The 19596-nt window shown below is 69.6% G+C and carries 12 protein-coding genes; 6 read left to right on the top strand and 6 right to left on the bottom strand.

All coding sequences use genetic code 11. From position 1 onward, the window contains the following. Positions 1–31 precede the first annotated feature (31 nt). From pruA to ACYQ5L_RS14755, 3 genes are all read left to right on the top strand, one after another. Complete coding sequence (gene pruA / locus ACYQ5L_RS14765; RefSeq protein WP_459957908.1) at positions 32–1684, top strand: L-glutamate gamma-semialdehyde dehydrogenase; 1653 nt, start codon at positions 32–34, stop codon at positions 1682–1684. Beyond that, positions 1681–2646, top strand: a complete 966-nt coding sequence (locus tag ACYQ5L_RS14760) for a proline dehydrogenase family protein (protein ID WP_459957907.1) — start codon at positions 1681–1683, stop codon at positions 2644–2646. Before pruA ends, ACYQ5L_RS14760 begins: the two co-directional genes overlap by 4 nt. A gap of 67 nt (positions 2647–2713) precedes the next feature. Continuing rightward, positions 2714–4150, top strand: coding sequence for an amino acid permease (locus ACYQ5L_RS14755; protein ID WP_459957906.1), 1437 nt, complete (start codon positions 2714–2716; stop codon positions 4148–4150). Positions 4151–4161: 11 nt separating this feature from the next. On the opposite strand, the gene ACYQ5L_RS14750 is transcribed toward ACYQ5L_RS14755, so the two are convergent. The 5 genes from ACYQ5L_RS14750 to ACYQ5L_RS14730 all read right to left on the bottom strand — a co-directional run bounded on the left by ACYQ5L_RS14750 (position 4162) and on the right by ACYQ5L_RS14730 (position 15133). Then, entirely contained in the window at positions 4162–6270 is a 2109-nt protein-coding gene (locus tag ACYQ5L_RS14750; protein ID WP_459957905.1) for a catalase, read from the bottom strand. 5 nt (positions 6271–6275) lie between these two features. After that, complete coding sequence (locus ACYQ5L_RS14745; protein ID WP_459957904.1) at positions 6276–6842, bottom strand: hemerythrin domain-containing protein; 567 nt, start codon at positions 6840–6842, stop codon at positions 6276–6278. Positions 6843–7123: 281 nt separating this feature from the next. Then, complete coding sequence (locus ACYQ5L_RS14740) at positions 7124–12601, bottom strand: ATP-binding protein (protein WP_459957903.1); 5478 nt, start codon at positions 12599–12601, stop codon at positions 7124–7126. Between the two features lie 379 nt (positions 12602–12980). Then, positions 12981–13394: an MTB12 C-terminal domain-containing protein gene (locus ACYQ5L_RS14735; protein WP_459957902.1), complete on the bottom strand. Its 414-nt coding sequence runs from the start codon at positions 13392–13394 to the stop codon at positions 12981–12983. Between the two features lie 89 nt (positions 13395–13483). Further along, the gene (locus ACYQ5L_RS14730) at positions 13484–15133 is read right to left on the bottom strand and encodes an ABC-F family ATP-binding cassette domain-containing protein (RefSeq protein ID WP_459957901.1); all 1650 of its coding nucleotides are present in this window, start codon (positions 15131–15133) and stop codon (positions 13484–13486) included. A 296-nt stretch (positions 15134–15429) separates the two neighbouring features. Between ACYQ5L_RS14730 and ACYQ5L_RS14725 the strand changes: the two genes are divergently transcribed. Together ACYQ5L_RS14725 and ACYQ5L_RS14720 are read left to right on the top strand one after the other, a co-directional pair. Then, positions 15430–16374, top strand: a complete 945-nt coding sequence (locus ACYQ5L_RS14725; protein ID WP_459957900.1) for an RNA polymerase sigma-70 factor — start codon at positions 15430–15432, stop codon at positions 16372–16374. An 80-nt stretch (positions 16375–16454) separates the two neighbouring features. Next, complete coding sequence (locus ACYQ5L_RS14720; RefSeq protein WP_459957899.1) at positions 16455–17642, top strand: NAD(P)/FAD-dependent oxidoreductase; 1188 nt, start codon at positions 16455–16457, stop codon at positions 17640–17642. A gap of 14 nt (positions 17643–17656) precedes the next feature. Here the strand turns inward: ACYQ5L_RS14720 and ACYQ5L_RS14715 are convergent, their stop codons facing one another. Then, a complete protein-coding gene (locus tag ACYQ5L_RS14715; RefSeq protein WP_459957898.1) occupies positions 17657–17953 on the bottom strand; it encodes a hypothetical protein in 297 nt (98 codons plus the stop codon). A 308-nt stretch (positions 17954–18261) separates the two neighbouring features. On the opposite strand from ACYQ5L_RS14715, the gene ACYQ5L_RS14710 reads away from it, so the two are divergent. Beyond that, positions 18262–19593 (top strand): MFS transporter, encoded by a 1332-nt coding sequence (locus ACYQ5L_RS14710; RefSeq protein WP_459957897.1) that lies wholly within the window; start codon positions 18262–18264, stop codon positions 19591–19593. The last annotated feature ends 3 nt before the right edge of the window (positions 19594–19596 follow it).

Below are 19596 nucleotides of genomic sequence, written 5' to 3'. Positions count from 1 at the left end.
AGACCCGAACGCGCTATCGACAGGAGTTCTCATGGACGCCATCGCGACCACGCCCCCACCGGCCAACGAACCGGTCGGAACCTTCGCCCCCGGCAGCCCCGAACGGGCCCGGCTGCGCGCGAAGCTCACCGAACTCGCCGCCACGCCCACCGAGGTGCACAACGTCATCGGCGGCCGCCACCGCCGCACCGACGGTCCGGCCATCGATGTCGTCCAGCCGCACAATCACGCCGCCATCCTGGGCACCGTCACCGCGGCCGCCGCGGACGACGTGCGCGAGGCCGTGGCGGCCGCCACCGCCGCCGCGCCCGGGTGGCGCGCGCTGTCCTTCGAGGACCGGGCCGCCATCTTCCTGAGGGCGGCGGATCTGCTGGCCGGGCCGTGGCGCGAAACCATCGCCGCCGCAACCATGCTCGGGCAGTCCAAGACCGCGTACCAGGCCGAGATCGACGCACCCTGCGAACTGGTCGACTTCTGGCGCTTCAATGTCCATTTCGCGCGGCAGATCCTGGCCGAGCAGCCGATCTCGACGCCCGGGGTGTGGAATCGGATGGAGTACCGGTCGCTGGAGGGGTTCGTCTACGCCGTCACCCCCTTCAACTTCACCGCCATCGCGGGCAATCTGCCCACCGCGCCGGCGCTCATGGGCAATACGGTGATCTGGAAGCCCGCGCTGACGCAGTCGGTCGCCGCCTACTGGACCATGAAGCTGCTGGAGGCGGCGGGCCTGCCGCCCGGGGTGATCAATCTGGTGCACGGCGCCGGGCCCAAGGTGTCGGATGTGGTGCTGGCCGATCCCCGGCTGGCCGGGGTGCATTTCACCGGGTCCACCAAGACTTTTCAGCATCTGTGGCGGGCCGTCGCCGCGAACATCTCCGAGTACCGGACCTATCCGCGCCTCGTCGGCGAAACCGGCGGCAAGGATTTCGTGCTCGCGCATCCCTCGGCGGATCCGGAGGTGCTGACCACGGCGCTGCTGCGTGGCGCCTTCGACTACCAGGGCCAGAAGTGCTCGGCGGCGTCGCGGGCCTACATTCCCAAGTCGGTGTGGGCGCGCATGGGTGACGATCTGATCGGCAAGACCGCCGCGCTGCGCTACGGCGATGTCACCGATTTCGCCAATTTCGGTGGGGCCGTGATCGATCGGCACGCCTTCGAGCGCAATGCCGATGCCATCGCGCGCGCCAAGGCCACGCCCGGGCTCACCATCGCCGCGGGCGGCAGCGCCGACGACAGCGTCGGCTACTTCGTCGATCCCACCATCCTGCTCGGCGAGGATCCCTCCGACGAGGCGTTCCGGACCGAGTACTTCGGGCCCATCCTGTCCGTCCACGTCTATGACGACGCGGTGGCCGGATCCTTCGAGGCCGCAATGGAATCGATCGATCAGGGCTCGGCGTACGGGCTCACCGGATCCATCATCGCCGACGATCGCGCCGCGGTCGCCCGGGCCACCGAGCGGCTGTGCTTCGCCGCGGGCAATTTCTACATCAACGACAAGCCGACCGGAGCGGTCGTCGGGCAGCAGCCCTTCGGCGGCGGTCGCGCCTCGGGCACCAATGACAAGGCGGGCTCGGCGCAGAACCTGTTGCGCTGGACCTCGGCTCGCACCATCAAGGAAACCTTCGTCCCGCCGACCGACCACCTGTACCCGCACCAGGCCGCCGATCAGGAGAACCGATGACCACCGCCGGACTGCTGCGGCCCGCCATGCTGGCCGCCTCCCGCTCCCCGCGCCTGGAGCGCACCATCAGCCGGCTGCCGGCCACCCGGAAGCTGGTGGATCGCTTCGTCGCCGGTGAATCCGAGGCGGCCGCCATCGCCGCGGCCCGGGGACTGCTGGGCTCGGGGCGGTTCATCTCCATCGACTATCTCGGTGAGGACACCACCGAGATCGCGCAGGCCCGCACTACCGTGGCGCACTACCTGGCGCTGCTGCCCGCGCTGGCCGAGCTGACCGATATGTCCCCTGGAATCACCGGGCCACTGGAGATTTCGCTCAAGCTGTCGGCGCTGGGACAGTCGCTGCCGCACGACGGGCACGCCATCGCACTCCAGCATGCGCACGAGATCTGTTCCGCCGCCGAGGCATCCGGAGTATCGGTCACCATCGACGCCGAGGATCACACCACCACCGATTCCACCCTGGCCATAGTCCGGGAGCTGCGGGCGGACTTCCCCAACCTCGGCACGGTCTTGCAGGCGTATCTGCGGCGCACCGCGGACGACTGCCGGGACCTGTCCGGTCCGGGATCGCGGATCCGGCTGTGCAAGGGCGCGTACCGGGAGCCCGCGAGCGTCGCCTATCAGAGCGCCACCGATGTCGACCTGTCGTATCTGCGCTGCCTGCGCATTCTCATGGACGGCCAGGGTTATCCGATGGTCGCCACCCACGATCCGGCCATGATCGCGGCCGCGCAGCGCTATGCCGGTGAATGCGAACGCGGGGTGGAGGATTTCGAGTTCCAGATGCTGCACGGCATTCGCGAGGCCGAACAACTGCGGCTCACCGGCGACGGCTACCACCTGCGGGTGTATCTGCCCTACGGCGACCAGTGGTACGGCTACTTCATGCGCAGACTCGCCGAACGACCCGCCAACCTGGCGTTTTTCCTGCGCTCCCTGACGCCTGGCAATCGGCGCTGACTCCAGCAAATAGTGTCACCTGCGTTACGCATCCCCGGGTATCGCAGCAAGGAAAGGACATCCGCATATGCCCCTCGCGGAATTGCGCAATCAGATGTTGCGCCGCAAACCCCTCCGGGAAGTCGAGGAGGACACGCCCGCCGATGAACGGCTGGCCCGGCACCTCGGGCTCTGGCAGCTCACGGCGATCGGCGTGGGCGGCATTATCGGCGCGGGCATCTTCACCCTCGCCGGATCGGTCGCGCATTCCGTCACCGGGCCCTCGGTGCTGATCTCGTTTCTCATTGCCGGCGTCGCCAGTGCCGCGGCCGCGCTGTGTTATGCCGAATTCGCGGGCATGGTCCCGAAGGCGGGTTCGGCCTACACCTACGGCTATGTGTCCCTCGGTGAGCTGGCGGGCTGGTTCATCGGCTGGGATCTGCTGCTGGAGTACATCGCGGTCGCGGCGGTGGTCGCCATCGGGGTCTCGGGATATTTCAAATTCCTGCTGGAGCAGGTGAATATCGACCTGCCGAACTGGATGATGGGCGCGTCCGGCACCGGCGACGGCCATGTCGTGGACGTGTTCGCCGTCCTGTTCTGCCTCGGCACCGCCTTCGTGCTCTCGCGCGGCATTCGCAGTGTCGGACGGTTCGAGACGGTCACCGTGGGCATCAAGGTGGCGCTGGTGGTGCTGATCATCGTGCTGGGCGTCTTCCATATCGACAGCTCCAACTACACCCCGTATTTCCCGTTCGGGGCGGGCGCGGTGTGGACCGGTGCGGCCACGGTGTTCTTCGCCGTCTTCGGTTACGACGCGATGAGCACTGCCGCCGAGGAATCGGTGGACGGGAAGAAGCATCTGCCCAAGGCGATTCTGTATTCGCTGGCCATCGCCATGGTGCTGTACGTGCTGGCCACCCTGGTGCTGACCGGTATGCAGAAGTACACCGAGATCAGCCCGACCAGCGGCTTCTCCACCGCGTTCGAATCCGTCGGCATGCCCGGCATCGCGAATATCATCGCGGTCGGCGCCATTGTCGGCATCGTCACCGTCGTGCTGACATTCATGCTCGGCGTCACCCGGGTGTGGTTCGCCATGAGCCGCGACGGGCTGCTGCCGGAATGGTTCGCCAAAACGCATCCGACGCGCAAGGTTCCGACCCGCGTCACCTGGATCGTGGGCATCGGGTCCGCGGCCATGGCGGGGCTGCTGGATATCACCGTGGTCGCCGAGCTGACCAATATCGGCATTCTCATGGCGTTCATCGTGGTGTCGGTCGCGGTCATCGTGCTGCGCCGCACCCGGCCCGATGAGCCGCGTGAGTTCACGCTCCCCTTCATGCCGGTCATTCCGCTGATCGGCATCGGCTTCTCGATCTATCTGATCTGGTCGCTGCCCTGGCAGACGTGGGCGCGGTTCGCGGTCTGGCTGATCGCCGGCCTGATCGTGTACTTCCTGTACTCCCGCACCCATTCCAAGCTCGAGAAGCCCAGTGCGGCCGGGATTTCCGCACCGCACTGAGCCGGCGGGCCTCAGGCCGGAACGGCGGCGGTGGCGCGCCGCCAAATCCGGTGCTGGGACAGCAATTCCGCGAACGTGTCGACGAACTGCCCCGGGGCCTCGGTCCCGGAGGCGGACGTGACGACCACGCCGTTCTCGGCGGCGAATTCGGTGTCGACGGCGATATTGGGCATGAGCCCGGCAATGCGGAGCAATGCCGCGCCGCCGCCGAAGGCCCCGATGGGTTTGGCGTGCTTGAACGCCTCCAGGACGAAGTGCACGGCCGAACCCATGCCGACGAGCACATCGGCCGACTTCGGTCCGCCCGCCACCAGGACGGCGTCGTAGAGCACCGAGGCCACGGTGGCCAGCGACTTGTCCACCGTGAGCGTGTCGCCGTCCCGGCCCTCGCCGGTGACCGAACCGCCGTGCGGGGCAATGACATCGACCACGGCGTCGCGGGCCATCAGCTGGGATCGGATGCCCAGCACCCCGTCCAGGTCCGCGCCGTCGGCCACCAGCAGGGCGATCTTGCGGGTCGCGATGCCGGCGTCGCCGGTGCCGATCTGGGACAGGGCGGGTGAGAGGACGGCCTCGGTCGTGTCGGCCTCGACCGGCGGGGTGGGCATGCCGAGTTCCCCGGCCACTCGCGCCGCCAGTTCCGCGTCGATGCGGACCAGGTGTTCGAGCACCCGCTCCCGGATGGCCGGGCGCGTCACCTTGCCCAGTTCGAAGGCGAAGGCGGACACGATGTGCTCGGCCTCGGGCGGGGACATGCTGCGCCAGAACATGCGGGGCTGCGAATAGTATTCGCGGAAGCTCTCGGCGCGCTGCCGGATCGCGGCGCCCGACATGCGTTCGGCCACATGCCGGAACACGCCCTCCTCGGCCAGCGCCGGACAGCCGCCGCCGATGGTGTTCTTGGTGTACGCCGCCTCGCCCTGCGGGATGGCGTGCTGGCCGTAGCCGTCCTGCTGATGGTTGCGGACATCGGCGATGGGCCGATTGACCGGCAGCTGCGCGAAATTCGGGCCGCCCAGCCGGATGAGCTGGGTGTCCAGATAGGAGAAGTTGCGCAGTTGCAGCAGCGGATCATCGCTGAAGTCGATGCCGGGCACCAGGTTCGCGGTGTGGAAGGCCACCTGCTCGGTCTCGGCGAAGAAGTTGTCCGGGTTGCGGTCGAGGACCAGGCGGCCGACGGGCTGTACCGGGACCTGTTCCTCCGGAATGATTTTGGTGGCGTCGAGGATGTCGAAGTCGAAGCCGAATTCGTTCTCATCCGGGATGAGCTGCACGCCCAGCTCCCACGCCGGATACTGGCCGGCCTCGATGCAGTCCCACAGGTCGCGGCGGTTGAAGTCCGGGTCCTGCCCGGCGACCTGCTGGCATTCCTCCCACAGCAGCGAGTGCACGCCGAGTTCGGGTTTCCAGTGGAACTTCACGAAGGTGGCCCGGCCCGCGGCGTTCACCAGCCGGAAGGTGTGCACCCCGAAGCCCTGCATCATGCGATAGCTGCGCGGCAGTGCGCGATCCGACATCAGCCACATGATGGCGTGCAGCGTCTCGGGTTGCTCGCCCACGAAGTCCCACAGGGTGTCGTGGGCGGAGGCGGCCTGCGGAATCTCGTTGTGCGGCTCGGGTTTCACCGCGTGCACGAAGTCCGGGAACTTGATGCCGTCCTGAATGAAGAAGACCGGGAAGTTGTTGCCGACCAGATCGTAATTGCCCTGGTCGGTATAGAACTTGGTCGCGAAGCCGCGCACGTCGCGCACCGTGTCGGCGGAGCCGCGGGATCCGGCCACCGTCGAAAACCGCACGAACACCGGGGTTTCCATGCTCGGATCGGTCAGGAAATGCGCGGTGGTGTACTCGCCGAGCCAGTCACTGTAGGGCTGGAAACTTCCGTAGGCGCCCGCGCCGCGCGCGTGCACCACCCGCTCCGGAATGCGCTCGTGATCGAAATGCGTGATCTTCTCGCGCGCATGGAAATCCGCGAGCAGCGTCGGCCCGCGCGCACCCGCCGACAGCGCGTCGTCGGTGTGGTCCACCCGCACGCCCTGCTGCGTGGTCAGCTTGCCCTGCTCGCGATCGACCCGGTACGCGTCCAGCTGCCGCTGTTTGTCGTTCGCTCCGTTCTCCATGCCGGTCACCCTTCGGTCTTGCGACGCCAGTCGCGCAGCGCATCGCGAATCCGGTCGAACAGCGCCAGCGGCGGCCCCGCGACGATATTCCCGACCATCGACTCCCCCGCCTGCGTATGCGGCCGGGTGGGCGCGACGGCCTCGGCCACCCGCACCGCGGTCGCCAGCCGCCCGCGATCCTCCTCGGACAGGCGCTGCCGCAGCTGCTCGAACTCCTCCTTCTCCTCCATCTCGGCGTGCTCGACCACCGCGAGGGCGAAGGTGTGGAATCGCTGCGCGAACTGCTCGTGCTGCACCCCCATGTCATAGAGCTCGACCAGCATCTGCTTGGCCTGCCCCTCCTCCTCCAGCCGGTGATCCACCACCGCGTCGGCGACGGCGGCCCGCCGCGACACCGGGTGCACCACTTCCTCTTCCGCGGCCTCGTGCACCACCAGCAACCGCACGAGCTCCTCGAACGGCTCCCGCCTGGCCTCCCCCGCCGCACTCTCCACCTGCTGGATCAACCCCTTGATCTGCTCGTGCTGCTCCAGCAGCAACACGACGACATCCTCTTTCGGCGCTGTGGTCATGGCCAACCTCCTCCGATCGGACAGTGCGAAGCGGCCGTCTCCGCACCGCCGCCATACCCGCCCCTCGGCCACTCACACGTGAATCCGGAATTCTTCCCCGATATCATCCACACCCTTGACGGGTATGGATCGCCGGTCGGACGGGCGGAGTGAACGCCAATGACCGCAGTTCCACTTCACCCCGGATGTCCCGGACGAGTCGCTCGCACCGGCGCTGCGCGACGAGATCAGGACCTGGACCGGCCTCGTCGCCGAGTTCTGCCGTTGAGGCCGTCGCGGCGTCACCCGTGGGTGCGCTCGATGGCCGCGGCTATGCGGGGGCGCAGGGCGGCGGCGGGGATGACGGCGTCCACGGAGCCGACTTCCACGGCGCGTTGGATGCTGTGGATGCGGTCGAATTCGGTGGCGAGGGCGGAGAGGTGTTCGGCGCGGACCTGGGTGCGCAGATCGGCCAGTTCGGTGGTGAGGTCGGCGCGTTTTTCGGGGGTGTCGGTGGTGGCGATGCGGTCTTCGAGGGTGCGGATGCGGGGGTCGGCGGCGGTGCGGGCGTCCACGGTGCGGGAGAAGACGACCGCGGCCGCGGGGGCGCCGCCGATCACCGAGGCGTAGGAGCCTTCCACGGCCAGGACCGTCATGGCGGGGTTGAGGGCCTTGGAGAAGACCACGAAGGCGCCGCCGTGATAGCGGGAGATGACGGTGAAGACGATGGGGCCCTCGAAATTGACTACGGCGCGGCCTATTTCGGCGCCGTATTCGAGCTGGATGCGGCGCATGGATTCCGGGGAGCCGTCGAAGCCGGAGAGGTTGGCCAGGACGACCAGGGGGCGGTTGCCGCTGGCGGCGTTGATGGCGCGAGCCACCTTTTTCGACGACAGCGGGAACAGGGTTCCGCCGGTGAAGGATTCGGGGCCGTCGGCGGGCGGGAAGCCGTGGCGGGCGACCGGGCGGGATTCGATGCCGATCAGGCAGACCGGGCGGCCGTCGATGCGGGCGTCGGCGACCACGGCGGTTTCGGCCTCGGCCATATCGGCCCAGCGTTCCAGCAGGGGGTGGTCCTGGTCGGAGACGGCGCGCAGGACGGCGCGAATCGAGAAGGGCTTCTTGCGATCCGGGTTCGCGGTCGCGGAGAAGATGGCGCCGACGGTGGTGAATTCGCTGTCGGGGTGTTCGTGGGGGTAGACGGTGACGTCGCGGGTGACGGGGTCGGTGGTGGGGGCGCGGCGGGGACCGGATTCGCCCGCCGCCACGTAGGTGTGGGCATAGTGGGCCATCAGGATGTCCTGTGCGGCGGCGAGATTCGGCGCGAAGTACTGGGCCTGGCCATTGGGTCCCATGACGCGGGCGTAGCCGCCGATGCCGAAATTGTCCTCGGCCGAGACGCCGCCGGAGAAGTCCAGGGACTGCTTGCCGGTGAGCACCATGGCCGAGGCGGGCGTCATGACGAGAATGCCCTTGGTGTGCATGAGCATGGTGGCCTCGGCGTTCCAGTACGGCTGCGCGCCGACATTGATGCCCGCCACCACGATATTGATCTCGCCGCCGGCCTGGGTGAACCGCACGATGCGGCGCAGCGCCCGCGCCACCCAGTCCATGTTCTCGGTGCCGGAGTCCATGGCGATGCGCGCGCCCGCCGAGATGGCGTACCAGTCCACCGGAATCCCTTGCTGTTCGGCCAGATCCAGCGCGGCCACGATGCGGGCGCACTCCGGTTCCGACACCGCGCCCAGCGCCGCGTGCGGATCGCCGAGCAGCACGATGCGCCGGATGCCCTCGGGATGCAGCGCGGTGGGCGTGCTGACCGCGCCGACCACGATGCCGGCCCGGTTGAGCCCGCGCGGCCGATCCACCTCGGCCAGCGCGTCCCCGGCCAGGTCGAGTTCGGTGTAGCTGCCGTCGGGCCCGGTCAGCAGGTCGATCAGCTCGTAGGGGTACACCGCGCCGCGGCGGCGGGTACGCAGCACCTTGCGGTGGTAGTCGTCCAGCGGCGGCAGCGGCTGCTCCGGCGGGGCGCCGACCGTGACCTCGGTGCCGCCGTCGCGGGCGGACCGCAGCCGCGCCATGCGCAGGTCGTGCGATCCGTCGGCGCGGCGCACCCGGCCGTGCACGACGATCTCGCCGAGGCCCGCGCGCACGATATGCGGTGCGGCCGTGCGCAACCACTCGGCCAGCAGTTCGGGCTCGGCCTCGATGACCGGGCGCACATCGAGCCAGATGGAATTGGGTTCGAGCCGGGTGCCGGAGGGGTCGAGTTCGCGGCGCGCCCGCGCGATGGCCTCGGCGCAGCCTTCCAGGATGGCCTCCGCGCCGCGCACGCCGACGATCGCCCCGGTCTCGTCGCGAACCGGTTCGAAGCGCCGCACCTGCGCCATGGCGACGAGCCGCTGATCGGACGAATTCTGTTTCGCCTCGATGTGATACAGCATCGAATCCGCCGCGGCGGGCAGCCGGTTCAGGTGGAATTCGCGCAGCCGCCACAGGTGCAGGCGTCGCGCGACCAGCGGGTGCACGCCGCGGATCACGCTGTCCTCCACCAGCTCTCCGTCCCGGCGGCGGAAGGTGTAATGCTCCACCGGCCCGTCCTCGGCGGGCGGCACCGCCACGGTGATGCGCCGCGCCTGCTGCGCTATCCCGGTGGCGCGCAGGGCGTTCAGCAGTTCCTCCGCGCGCTCGGGCACCGAGCCGGGTCCATCGGGCCAGGCCAGCAGCAGGTCGACGACCGGCACGTGATTCTCCGGTCCGGCGGCCAGGATGGCGTTCACCCCGGCGACCAGTGAGCTGTCGTCACCGGAGCGCAGATCCGCCATCCGGCCGATACCGGCGACGCAGACGGTGGGCACCGTGTGACGCGGCCGCAGCTCGAGCTGGTAGTCGCAGGTCGCGAAGACGCGCCCGCCGACCACCAGGGTGCGCACCGAACCCAGCTGCTGCTCGCCGTAGCGGCGGCGGCACAGCACCTCCAGCAGCGGCTGATCGGGCACGAAACCCTGCTGCCGCAGCCGCGCCAGCACGATGCCGTCGAGGGTTTCGGGCACCTCGGCGAGCGCGGCGAGGCGCTCGGCGCGCTCGCGGGAGGCCGGAATGGCGGCCAGGGCGCGCAATTCGTCGGCGGCCGCGGCCAGCAGGGCGGTGCGCGCCGCCTCGGCCTCCGGATGCAGGTACCAGCGGGAGACGACGCTGCGCGCCAGGTCCGCGGGCAGCGGCGCGCGCCCGCCCAGCACGGTGATGAGCCGCTCCAAGGTGGCGCGCACGGGCTCGCTCGCGGGCGCCGGATCGCCCAGCCACATCTTCAGCAGTTCTTGCACGGTGTGCACATGGGCGTCGAAGTTCTTGGCGGCCAGCACGATCCGGTACACGGCCTGCTCGAGCTCGGGCGTGCGGGTGAAGCCGCCGACCCCGTAGCGGTGCAGCGCGCTGGTCAGCGCCTGCCGGAATCCGGCCGACAGCGCGCCGCGGTTCACGTCCAGGCTCTGCAGGTAGATGTGCAGCTGTTCGCGGCGGCTGCGATGGGAGTCGGCTTCGGGCCGGGAGTCGCACAGTTCGGCGATATCGCAGAACGATTCTAGGATCTCGCATTCGGCGGCGTGCACCTCGCCGGCCTCGGCGGCCAGCGCGGCGCGATCGCGCAGGTACTGCGCCAGCGCGCCCTCGGGGCCGGTCGAGCGATCGAAACCCAGGACGGTCCAGTTGATTTCGCTGAGGGTCGCCAGCGCCGCGGCGGTCAGCGGCGGCTCGAGGAGCGCGGGCAGCAGCAGATCGACGGGCTCGGCCGACTCGGCGTCGGCGGCCTCGCCCAGCGGTTCCAGCTGCGCCAGCAGCGTTCCGGTGGCGACCTGACTGCCCACCGAGACCAGCAGCGCCCGCACCCGGGCGTCGAAGGGCGCCGGGATCACGGTCTCCATCTTCATGCTCTCCAGCACCAGTACCGGTGCGCCCGCGGCGATCTCGGCGCCCGCCGCCACCGGTGTGGCCACCACCAGCGCCGGGGCCGGCGCGCGCACCGCGCCGCCCTCGTCGCGGCTGACCCGGTGGGTGACACCGTCCACCTCGACCACCTGCACGATTCCGTGTGTGGCGGTGACGATCCGATAGCTGCGCTCCCCCACGGTCAACCGGCTCGAATACCGGTCGCGCCGCAGGAAATCCACATCGAAGCGCGCGTCGCCGTCGATGCCGATCCGGAATCGCGCGGGCCCGATCCGCTCCGCGGTCACGCGATGGCCGCGACCGGCCAGTTTCACCTCGACCGCGCGGACCGGTTCGTCCAGCAGCTGCGGTCGGCCGCCGCGCCCGGTCTCCCACAATCGGATCCGGCGCGCGGCCTCGTCGTCCTCGTAGCCGGCGATGGCCGCGGCGGCCAGGGCGATGCCGGTGTGATGCGGCGCGATGAGCTCACCCGCGCCGCGCGCCCGGTCGACCCAGCGGGTGTCCGCCGTCGCCGCCACCACCTCGGGGGCCTCGAGCAGCGACATGAGCAGGCTCTTGTTGGTCGCGCCGCCCTCGATGACCACGGTGGTCTCGGCCACCGCGCGCCGCAGCCGCGCCAGCGCCTCGCCCCGATCCCGGCCGTAGGCAATGATCTTCGCGATCATGGAGTCGAAATCCGGTGGGATCTCATCGCCCTCGACGACCCCGGTGTCGATGCGAATGCCCGGTCCGGCCGGCCAGCGCAGCAGTTCGATCCGCCCCGGCGCGGGCGCGAAGTCGCGGTCGGGATCCTCGGCATTGAGCCGCGCCTCGACGGCGTGCCCGCGCTCGACCGGTCGCTCCCCGGTCAGCGGCAGTCCCGCCGCCACCTCCAATTGCGCCTTGACCAGGTCGATTCCGCACGTCACCTCGGTGACCGGATGCTCGACCTGCAGGCGGGTGTTCACCTCCAGGAAGGCGAACAGGCGTTCCTGCGGCTGGTACAGGAACTCCACCGTCGCGGCCCCGCAGTAGCCGACCTTGGCGACCAGCCGCTCGGCCGATTCCTTGAGCTGCGCGATCTGGGCGGCGTCCAGCAGCGGCGACGCCGACTCCTCGATGATCTTCTGATTGCGCCGCTGCACCGTGCAGTCGCGCACGCCCAGCGCCCACGCCCCGCCGTGCGCGTCCGCGATCACCTGCACCTCGATATGACGCGCACCGGTGACCAGCCGCTCCAGGAACACCGTCGGATTGCCGAAGGCGCGGGCCGCCTCCTCCCCGGTGCGCGCGTAGGCCTCCCGCAACTCCGCGGGCGTGGTCACGATGCGAATCCCGCGCCCGCCGCCGCCCGCGGTCGCCTTCAGCATGAGCGGGTACCCCACCTGCTCGGCCACGTCCAGGGCCGCCTCCAGGGTCTCCACCGGCCCGCGACTCCACGCCGCGACCGGCACCTCGGCCGCCTCGGCCAGCAGTTTCGCCCCGATCTTGTCGCCCAGCGCCCGCATGGCCGCGGCGCTGGGCCCGATGAAGGTCACCCCGGCGCGGTCGCACACCTCCACGAACGCGGGCTCCTCGGCCACGAAACCCCAACCGGGCCAAGCCGCCTCGGCCCCGGTGGCGATCAGCGCCCGCTCCAGGACCTCCAGGTCGAGATAGGGCCGCGCGGCGGCCGGTCCCAGGCAGTGACTCTCGTCGGCCTCCCGCACGAATCCGGCGTGCCGCTCCCCCTCGGTGTAGAAGGCAATGGTCCGCAAGGGTTCCCGGTCCCGGTGCTCGGCATTGAACTCGCGCACCGCATGAATCAGCCGTCGCGCTGCTTCACCGCGATTGACAATGGCGATACGCGTGAACATGGAGACTCCTCCAATAATGAGCGGGATTTCGTCGACTTCGACAAAGAGAGTTCCGATCGGCGACGCCGCCGCGGCCACCGAGAAATATCATTCCCGCGATCGGCTCGCCAACCCCTACCCGCTGCTCCCCACCCCTATCCGAACCCCGTTGCGCCGCAATACACCTGCGTGACCAGCAACGAGAGGAAATCCCGAAACAGGGGTGAGAATTATCAATTCACCGCGCGATCGGCCGACCCCTATCGCGGGACGGCCGTCATATCGACCACTGCGCCGCGAGCGCGGACAGGATTCGCGTTTCGGTCCGCACATCGTCGCCGCGGGGTCCGGTGCACCGAACTCGTGGAGGAGGGGAGAGTTCGGCGCACCGTCCGGTTCGCTACCAGGCCATATTGGCGTAGCTCACCAGGGTGTCCTGGCTCTCCTGCGACAGCTTCCAGGTGCCGCCGATGTTCTTCCAGGTCAACGGGATCGGGAAGGTGTAGGAGCCGAGACGGCTGTTCAGGGTGGCATGGAGGACATCGCCGTCCACGGTGACCGGGCCCGAAACATCCCAGGAGTAGCCGGGAATGCGGTTGATGGTCTGGCCGACCACCGCGATCGACGCGGCATCGCCGGACTCGAGCTCGGCGGCCGAGCCATTGAGCGCGGCCTGCAGCTTGCCCTGAAGTTCACCCGGGCTCGGCGTGGCCGGAGCGGCGACGGCGGCGGGAGCGGTGACGACGACGACGGCGGCGACCGGGGACAGCAGGGCGGCGGTCGCCAGCGAGGCCGCGACGAGTGAACGGATCATGGGGTAAAACTCCTCTTAGGTAGGTAAGCCTAAGCATATTGCACGATATCGGCGGCCGGTCAACCACCCGAATCCCGAAAAGTGACGCATCAGGCAGTCGCGGGGGCCGGGGGCCGGGCCGGCAGGTGCAGGTGCGGCCACTGCCGGATATCGCGCCGCAACTGCCGATCATGGGTGGCCACCACCACCGCCGCGGCACTCGCCCGCAGCGCCTCGGTGAGCTCGTCCACCAGCGCGATGGACAGGTGGTTGGTCGGCTCGTCGAGCAGCAGCAGATGCGGGCGCGCGGCCAGCGCGCACGCCAGGTCGAGCCGGCGCTGCTGCCCCATGGACAGCTCGCCCAGCCGCTTGTTCGCGTCTTCGCCCGACAGCACGCCGAGTTCGGCGAGATCGACGACCTCGTCGGCGGCGAGCAGGCCGCCCGACACCAGACCGGCGGTGAACGCGGCGTAGGCGTCCCGGGCCCGGCGTTGCGGTTGTTGCGCGGATTCCTGGCGCAGCAACCGGATTCGCGCCCGGCGCGCCCGGTGCACGGAACCGGTGGTGGGTTCCAGCGTCCCGGCGAGCACCTCCAGCAACGTCGACTTGCCCGCGCCATTGGCGCCCGTGATCACCAGCCGGTCACCGGAATCCAGTGTCACGCCGACCGGTGCGCGCAGCCGCTGATCCACCGTCACCTCCTCGGCGCGGATCAGGGTCACGCCGGGCCGGGAAGGCATGGCGGGCATGGTGAATCGCCGTGGCGGCGGCGGTCCGTCGACGCTGTGCCGGTCCAGGGCGTCCTGGCGGCGATGGACCGCGCGGGTGAGGGCGCCCGCGCGAGTGGCGCGCTGGTGTTTCCCGGTGCCCTTGTCCGGCCGCCAGCCCGTGACCAGGCGGTCCTGGGCCGCGGTCAGATCCTGGGCGAGCCGCTCGGCCTCGGTGCGCTGCTGCTTGTACTCCTGCTCCCAGCGTTCCCGTTCGGCCGCACGGCCTTTCCGGTATCCGGCATAGCCGCCGCCGTAGACGCGCGGGCGGCCGTCGCGGGTGGGATCGAGATCGATGATGGTCTCCGCCACATCGGACAACAGCGCCCGGTCGTGGCTCACCAGCACCACGCCGCCGGCGAAGCCGCGCAGCGCCGCGGTGAGGAATTCCAGTGCGGCACTGTCGAGATGGTTGGTCGGCTCGTCCAGGAGCAGGAAATCGTGTCCGGCGCCGAGCATTACGGCCAGGCGCACCCGATATCGCTGTCCCACCGACAGCGTCGCGAGCGGGCGCCGCCGGTCGGTGACGGCGCCGAGTCCTTCGAGCGCGACTTCCACCCGCCGGTCGGCGTCCCAGGCGTCGAGCAGTTGTACGAGATCCAGTGCGGCACTGTATTCCTCGTCCGCGCCCGGCCACTCCGCGGTGAGCGCCGCCGTCGCCGCGTCCAGCCGCTCCAGCGCGGCCCGCGCCGGGGCGAGCTGTTCGTCGATGACATCGCCGATGCTGCGCTCGTCGTGATCGGGCAGCTCCTGCGTCGCCAGCGCCAACGTGCCGATCCGCTGCACCGCACCGGAATCCGGGGCGAGCTCCCCGGCCAGCACGTGCAGCAGCGTGGATTTGCCGCGGCCGTTCTCGCCGACGATCGCCCAGCGCGAGCGCGGCGACACCTTCAGGTCGACGCCGTCGAGCACGAGGTGGCCGCCGCGCTCCACGCGCACAGCCGAACAGGTCAATTGCGCCCGCTCACGGGCGGGCTGAGTCCAGATGGTCATGGTCTTCCTCCGGGCACGCCCGTACCCCGCGAAGAATCGCGAAAAAGAGAATGGCGTGCCGTGATTCGATGAGTCGCGCGCACCTCGGCGCGTCAGGACGTCACGAGACGGTCCCGCACGGCTCGCTCAGGCGGTGCGGGACTCGAGGGAATCAGAGGTAGAACTGGTAGCTCACGGGACCGACCCTAACAAGGGTCGCCGGTGACCGGCCAGCGAATATTCCCGTGACCGCCGCCACCCCGCTCCGGACCGGGCGCGAGTGGACGCGGCCCGGCTCCGTGGCCGACCATGGGCAGATGTCGCTCAGCACGTACGAAGCCGATCTGTTCGAGACCTCCCGAGGTCGCCTGGAGGCGATCGCCTATCGGCTGCTGGGTTCGGCGAGCGATGCGGAGGACGCGGTGCAGGACACGTACCTGCGCTGGCACGCCGCGGACCGGGAGCTCATCGAGACGCCCGCGGCGTGGCTGACGAAGGTGCTCACCAATATCTGCCTCAATCAGCTCACCTCGGCGCGCGCCCGGCGGGAAACCTATGTGGGGCAATGGCTTCCCGAACCGGTGCTGGCCGGTGACCGGATGCTGGGCCCGGCCGACACCGCCGAGCAGCGCGAATCGGTCTCCATGGCCATGCTCACCGTCATGGAGCGGCTCACCCCCAATGAGCGCGTGGTGTACGTGCTGCGCGAGGCGTTCGGCCACTCCCATCGCGAGATCGCCGAGATCCTGGACCTCACCGAGGTGAACTGCCAGCAGATCTACCGCCGCGCCAAACAGCATGTCGGCAGCGAGCGCACCCGCACCACGGTCGACGCCGAGGCCGCGCGCAAGATCGTCGAGGAGTTCCTGGCCGCGGCGCTCAGCGGCGATACCGAGCCGCTGATCCGGCTGCTCACCGACAATGCGTTCAGCATCGCCGACGGCGGCGGCAAGGTGCACGCGCGCCGGACCCCGGTCCTGGGCGTCGCCCGGGTCGCCCGCTACCTGCACAACCTGTTCCATCCCAACGCCGCCAAGCAGGCACTGGTCGACGGCGTCCCGAGCATCTACGCCGTCGAGATCAACGGCGGGCCGGGCGTGCTGCTCGAGATCGGCGGGCAGGTGTACGGCGTCTTCGGCATCGACGCGACCGCCGACGGCGTCGCGGCGATCCATATCCAGGTCAACCCGGACAAGCTGGTGCACATCAAGCGTCAGTGGGCCGCCGCCGGGCCTCAGCGGCCCTACCGCACGGGGTGGTGACCCACATCACAACGCTTTCCTGTCAGGGTTCGGGCAGCTGTCCGGTTCAGGGTGTGAGTCCAACCCGATAGGAGCCAGCCATGAAGCACCGCATCGTCGTCCTCGGAGCCGGGTACGCCGGAGCCATCACCGCGGGCCGCCTCGCCAAGCGGCTGCACCGCGACGACGTCGAGATCACCATCGTGAACGCCGATCCCGACTTCGTGGAACGCGTGCGCATGCATCAGCTCGCCAGCGGCCAGGACCTGCCGCGGCGGCCGTTGCGCGAGATCTACGCGGGCACCGGCGTGCGGGTCCGGATCGCGCGGGTCACCGCGGTGGACGCGGACCGCAAGACCGTGGAGCTCACCGGTGAGCGCGGCGCCGAGACCCTCGGCTACGACACCCTCGTGTACGCCCTGGGCAGCACCATCGCCGACTACGGCGTTCCCGGTGTCGCCGAGTTCGCGCACAATGTCGCGAGCAAGGCGGCCGCGCTGCGGGTGCGCGAACGGCTGAACGAGCTGGCGCCGGGTGCGCGGGTGCTGATCGTGGGCGGCGGCCTGACCGGCCTCGAGGTGTCCGCGGAGATCGCCGAGTCGCGCCCGGACCTGAAGGTCGCGATCGCCGCCCGCGGCGGTCTCGGCGATTGGCTGGACGAGAAGGCGCAGCGCTACCTGCGCGCCGCCTTCGACCGCTTCGGCATCACCCTCCACGAGCAGACCGAGGTCACTCGCGTGGCAGCGAACGGCGTTGTCACTCCGGACGGGGAGATTCCGGCCGAATTGACCGTATGGACCGCGGGTTTCGAGGTGCACCCGATCGCGGCCGCCAGCACCCTGGAGGTATCCGGAAACGGGCGGATCGTCGTCGACGCCACGCTGCGCTCGGTCTCGCATCCGGATGTGTACGCCTTCGGCGACTCCGCGTTCGTCATCGGGGAGGGCGGCAAGCCGCTCCGGATGGGCTGCGCCACAGCGATTCCCATGGCCTGGCAGGGCGCCGACGCCCTCGCCGCGCGCCTGACCGGCCGCAAGGTTCCCGATGCCCCGATCGGCTATGCCAAGCAGTGCATCAGCCTGGGCCGCCGCGATGCCGTCATCCAGCATGTGACACCCGAGGATCAGCCCACGACCAAGGTGACCACGGGCCGCATGGGTGCGCGCATCAAGGAACTCATCTGCGCGTCGACGGTGTGGAGCGTCAACCACCCGACCCTGATGCTGCCCAGCCGTCGCCGCCACCTCGTGACGGCGCGCGAAGCGCAGACCACTGTCGTCGCCGGGTGACGGGCTCGCGCCGCTCACTCGGCGGCGGACAGCTCGCTCTCCCACTCGTTCGGATGGCCGTGCAGGGACGGGTCGTAGAGCACCACGAACCGGAATCGCTGGGGCGCCGATAGTGGAAACGGGCCGACGGCCAGCTCCTCGGAGGTGTAGCGATCATCGCTCATGGTGCGCACCCAGGTCGGCGTCCCACCCTGCCGGTCGATCCACTTCTGAAAAACCGACCGCGACGGTTTTGCCGCCATGATCACCGACAGCAACGGCAACTCCTCGAGTTCGCCGGTGGTCGACACAAACCGCAAGCCGTCGCTCATACCCGTGATCCCCTCATCTGGCGGCACACCGAACAGGCCGTGCCGTTTGCTACACCGTCGCCCCACAGCTCACCAAGGCGCTCCGCGCAGGTCAATCCCCGGTGTCCATTCGTCCGAGTCCAGCGGCATTGACGAGGCGGGCGGCAGCGGCCGGATCAGGACCCGCGCAGGAGATCACCCGCGCCCGTATCCAGTGCCGTTAAGCTGGCGAAATCGACTCACCGCAGAGTTCCCGGGAGGTCGCCGCCGAGGCTCGGCCGGGCGGCGGGACTGCGGCCTGGCTGTGCTTCGCGGGTTGCCTGATAGCGGTGTTCATGCAGATGGTCGACGGGACCATCGTGACCACGGCGCTGCCGCGGATCACCGCGGATCTGGGGGCGTCGGCGCAGGCGCAGTTGCTGGTGGTGTCCGGGTATGCGCTGGCGTTCGCGTGCACGCTGCTCACGGCGGCGCGGCTCGGGGAGCTGGTGGGGCGGCGGGCCATGTTTCTGGGGTCGGTGGTGGGGTTCACCGCGGCGTCGGTGTGGTGCGGGATGGCGGGGAGCGCGGGCGAGCTGGTGGCGGCGCGGGTGGTGCAGGGCGGGGCGGCGGGCGGCATGGCGGCGCAGACCATTGCCATTGTGGGAGCGAGCTTTCCGCGCAGCAGGCATGCGCAGGCGTTCGCCATGTACGGGGCGGTGGCCGGATTCGCGGGGATGGTGGGGCCGATTCTGGGTGGGGCGCTGGTGACGGCGAATGTGTTCGGGCTGGGATGGCATTCGATATTCCTGATCAATGTGCCGCTCGGGCTGATCGCGTTCGGGCTGGCGCTGCGCTATCTGCGCCTGGGGCGGCCGCAGCGGCGGGAGCGGCTGGATCTGCCCGGGGCCGTGCTGTCGGGAGCGTGCCTGTTCACCTTGCTGGTCGCGCTCACCGATATCCAGCAGAACGGCTGGCGGGCAGGGCCATTGGCGATGATCGCGGTGGCGGTGGCCGGAGCGGCGGTGTTCGTGGCGCAGCAGCGGCAGGCCGCACGGCGGGGCGGGGCCGCGCTGGTGCGATTCGATGTTTTCGGCGACCGTGGCTTCACACTGGGATCGGTGCTGATCACCGTGTTCTTCGGCTTGTTCACGGCGTTCGTGCTCGCCATCTCCATCACTTTGCAAGAGGTGCTGCGGTTTTCGCCGTGGCAGACCGGATTGCTCATGACCCCGTTCGCGATCGGCGCCTGTGCGGGCGCGCTCGCCTCACCGATGCTGGTGCGGCGCTGGGGAATTCGCGTGCTGGCGGCGGGGATCGCCGGATTCGGCGCCTGGGTCGCCATCGGGGCCGGATACCTCCACCTCACCGGCGGCGCGCTATCGGTGCCGCTGGTGGTCGGTCCGGTCGTGCTGGCGGGGCTCGGGGTCGGATTGTTCTCCGTGCCCTTGCAACCGGTCATTTTGTCCGGCCTGGATCAGCGGCAGCTGGATGCCACCTCGGGGCTGGTGCCGACCATCGAGCAGATCGGGAACGCGCTGGGGCTGGCGCTGCTGAGTGCGGTGTTCTTCCGGGCGCACACGCTGTCCGGCAGCGTCACCATGTTCGCGGCCATCGCGGTGGTGGCGATCGCCACCGGTGCCCTGACCCTCGCCCTGCCCGAACCGGCGGATCGGCGCTGACTC

This window comes from Nocardia sp. IFM 10818, assembly GCF_054655275.1.
Note: the sequence above shows the minus strand (reverse complement) of the source record. Positions and strands in the feature narration are given on the sequence as shown.

Bases quoted from the DNA above. Each gene is read 5' to 3' on its own strand.
- ACYQ5L_RS14740 (WP_459957903.1), bottom strand. From the start codon at position 12,601: ATGTTCACGCGTATCGCCATTGTCAATCGCGGTGAAGCAGCGCGACGG.
- ACYQ5L_RS14720 (WP_459957899.1), top strand. From the start codon at position 16,455: ATGAAGCACCGCATCGTCGTCCTCGGAGCCGGGTACGCCGGAGCCATC.
- ACYQ5L_RS14725 (WP_459957900.1), top strand. From the start codon at position 15,430: ATGTCGCTCAGCACGTACGAAGCCGATCTGTTCGAGACCTCCCGAGGT.
- ACYQ5L_RS14755 (WP_459957906.1), top strand. From the start codon at position 2,714: ATGCCCCTCGCGGAATTGCGCAATCAGATGTTGCGCCGCAAACCCCTC.
- pruA (WP_459957908.1), top strand. From the start codon at position 32: ATGGACGCCATCGCGACCACGCCCCCACCGGCCAACGAACCGGTCGGA.
- ACYQ5L_RS14760 (WP_459957907.1), top strand. From the start codon at position 1,681: ATGACCACCGCCGGACTGCTGCGGCCCGCCATGCTGGCCGCCTCCCGC.
- ACYQ5L_RS14715 (WP_459957898.1), bottom strand. From the start codon at position 17,953: ATGAGCGACGGCTTGCGGTTTGTGTCGACCACCGGCGAACTCGAGGAG.
- ACYQ5L_RS14735 (WP_459957902.1), bottom strand. From the start codon at position 13,394: ATGATCCGTTCACTCGTCGCGGCCTCGCTGGCGACCGCCGCCCTGCTG.
- ACYQ5L_RS14750 (WP_459957905.1), bottom strand. From the start codon at position 6,270: ATGGAGAACGGAGCGAACGACAAACAGCGGCAGCTGGACGCGTACCGG.
- ACYQ5L_RS14730 (WP_459957901.1), bottom strand. From the start codon at position 15,133: ATGACCATCTGGACTCAGCCCGCCCGTGAGCGGGCGCAATTGACCTGT.
- ACYQ5L_RS14745 (WP_459957904.1), bottom strand. From the start codon at position 6,842: ATGACCACAGCGCCGAAAGAGGATGTCGTCGTGTTGCTGCTGGAGCAG.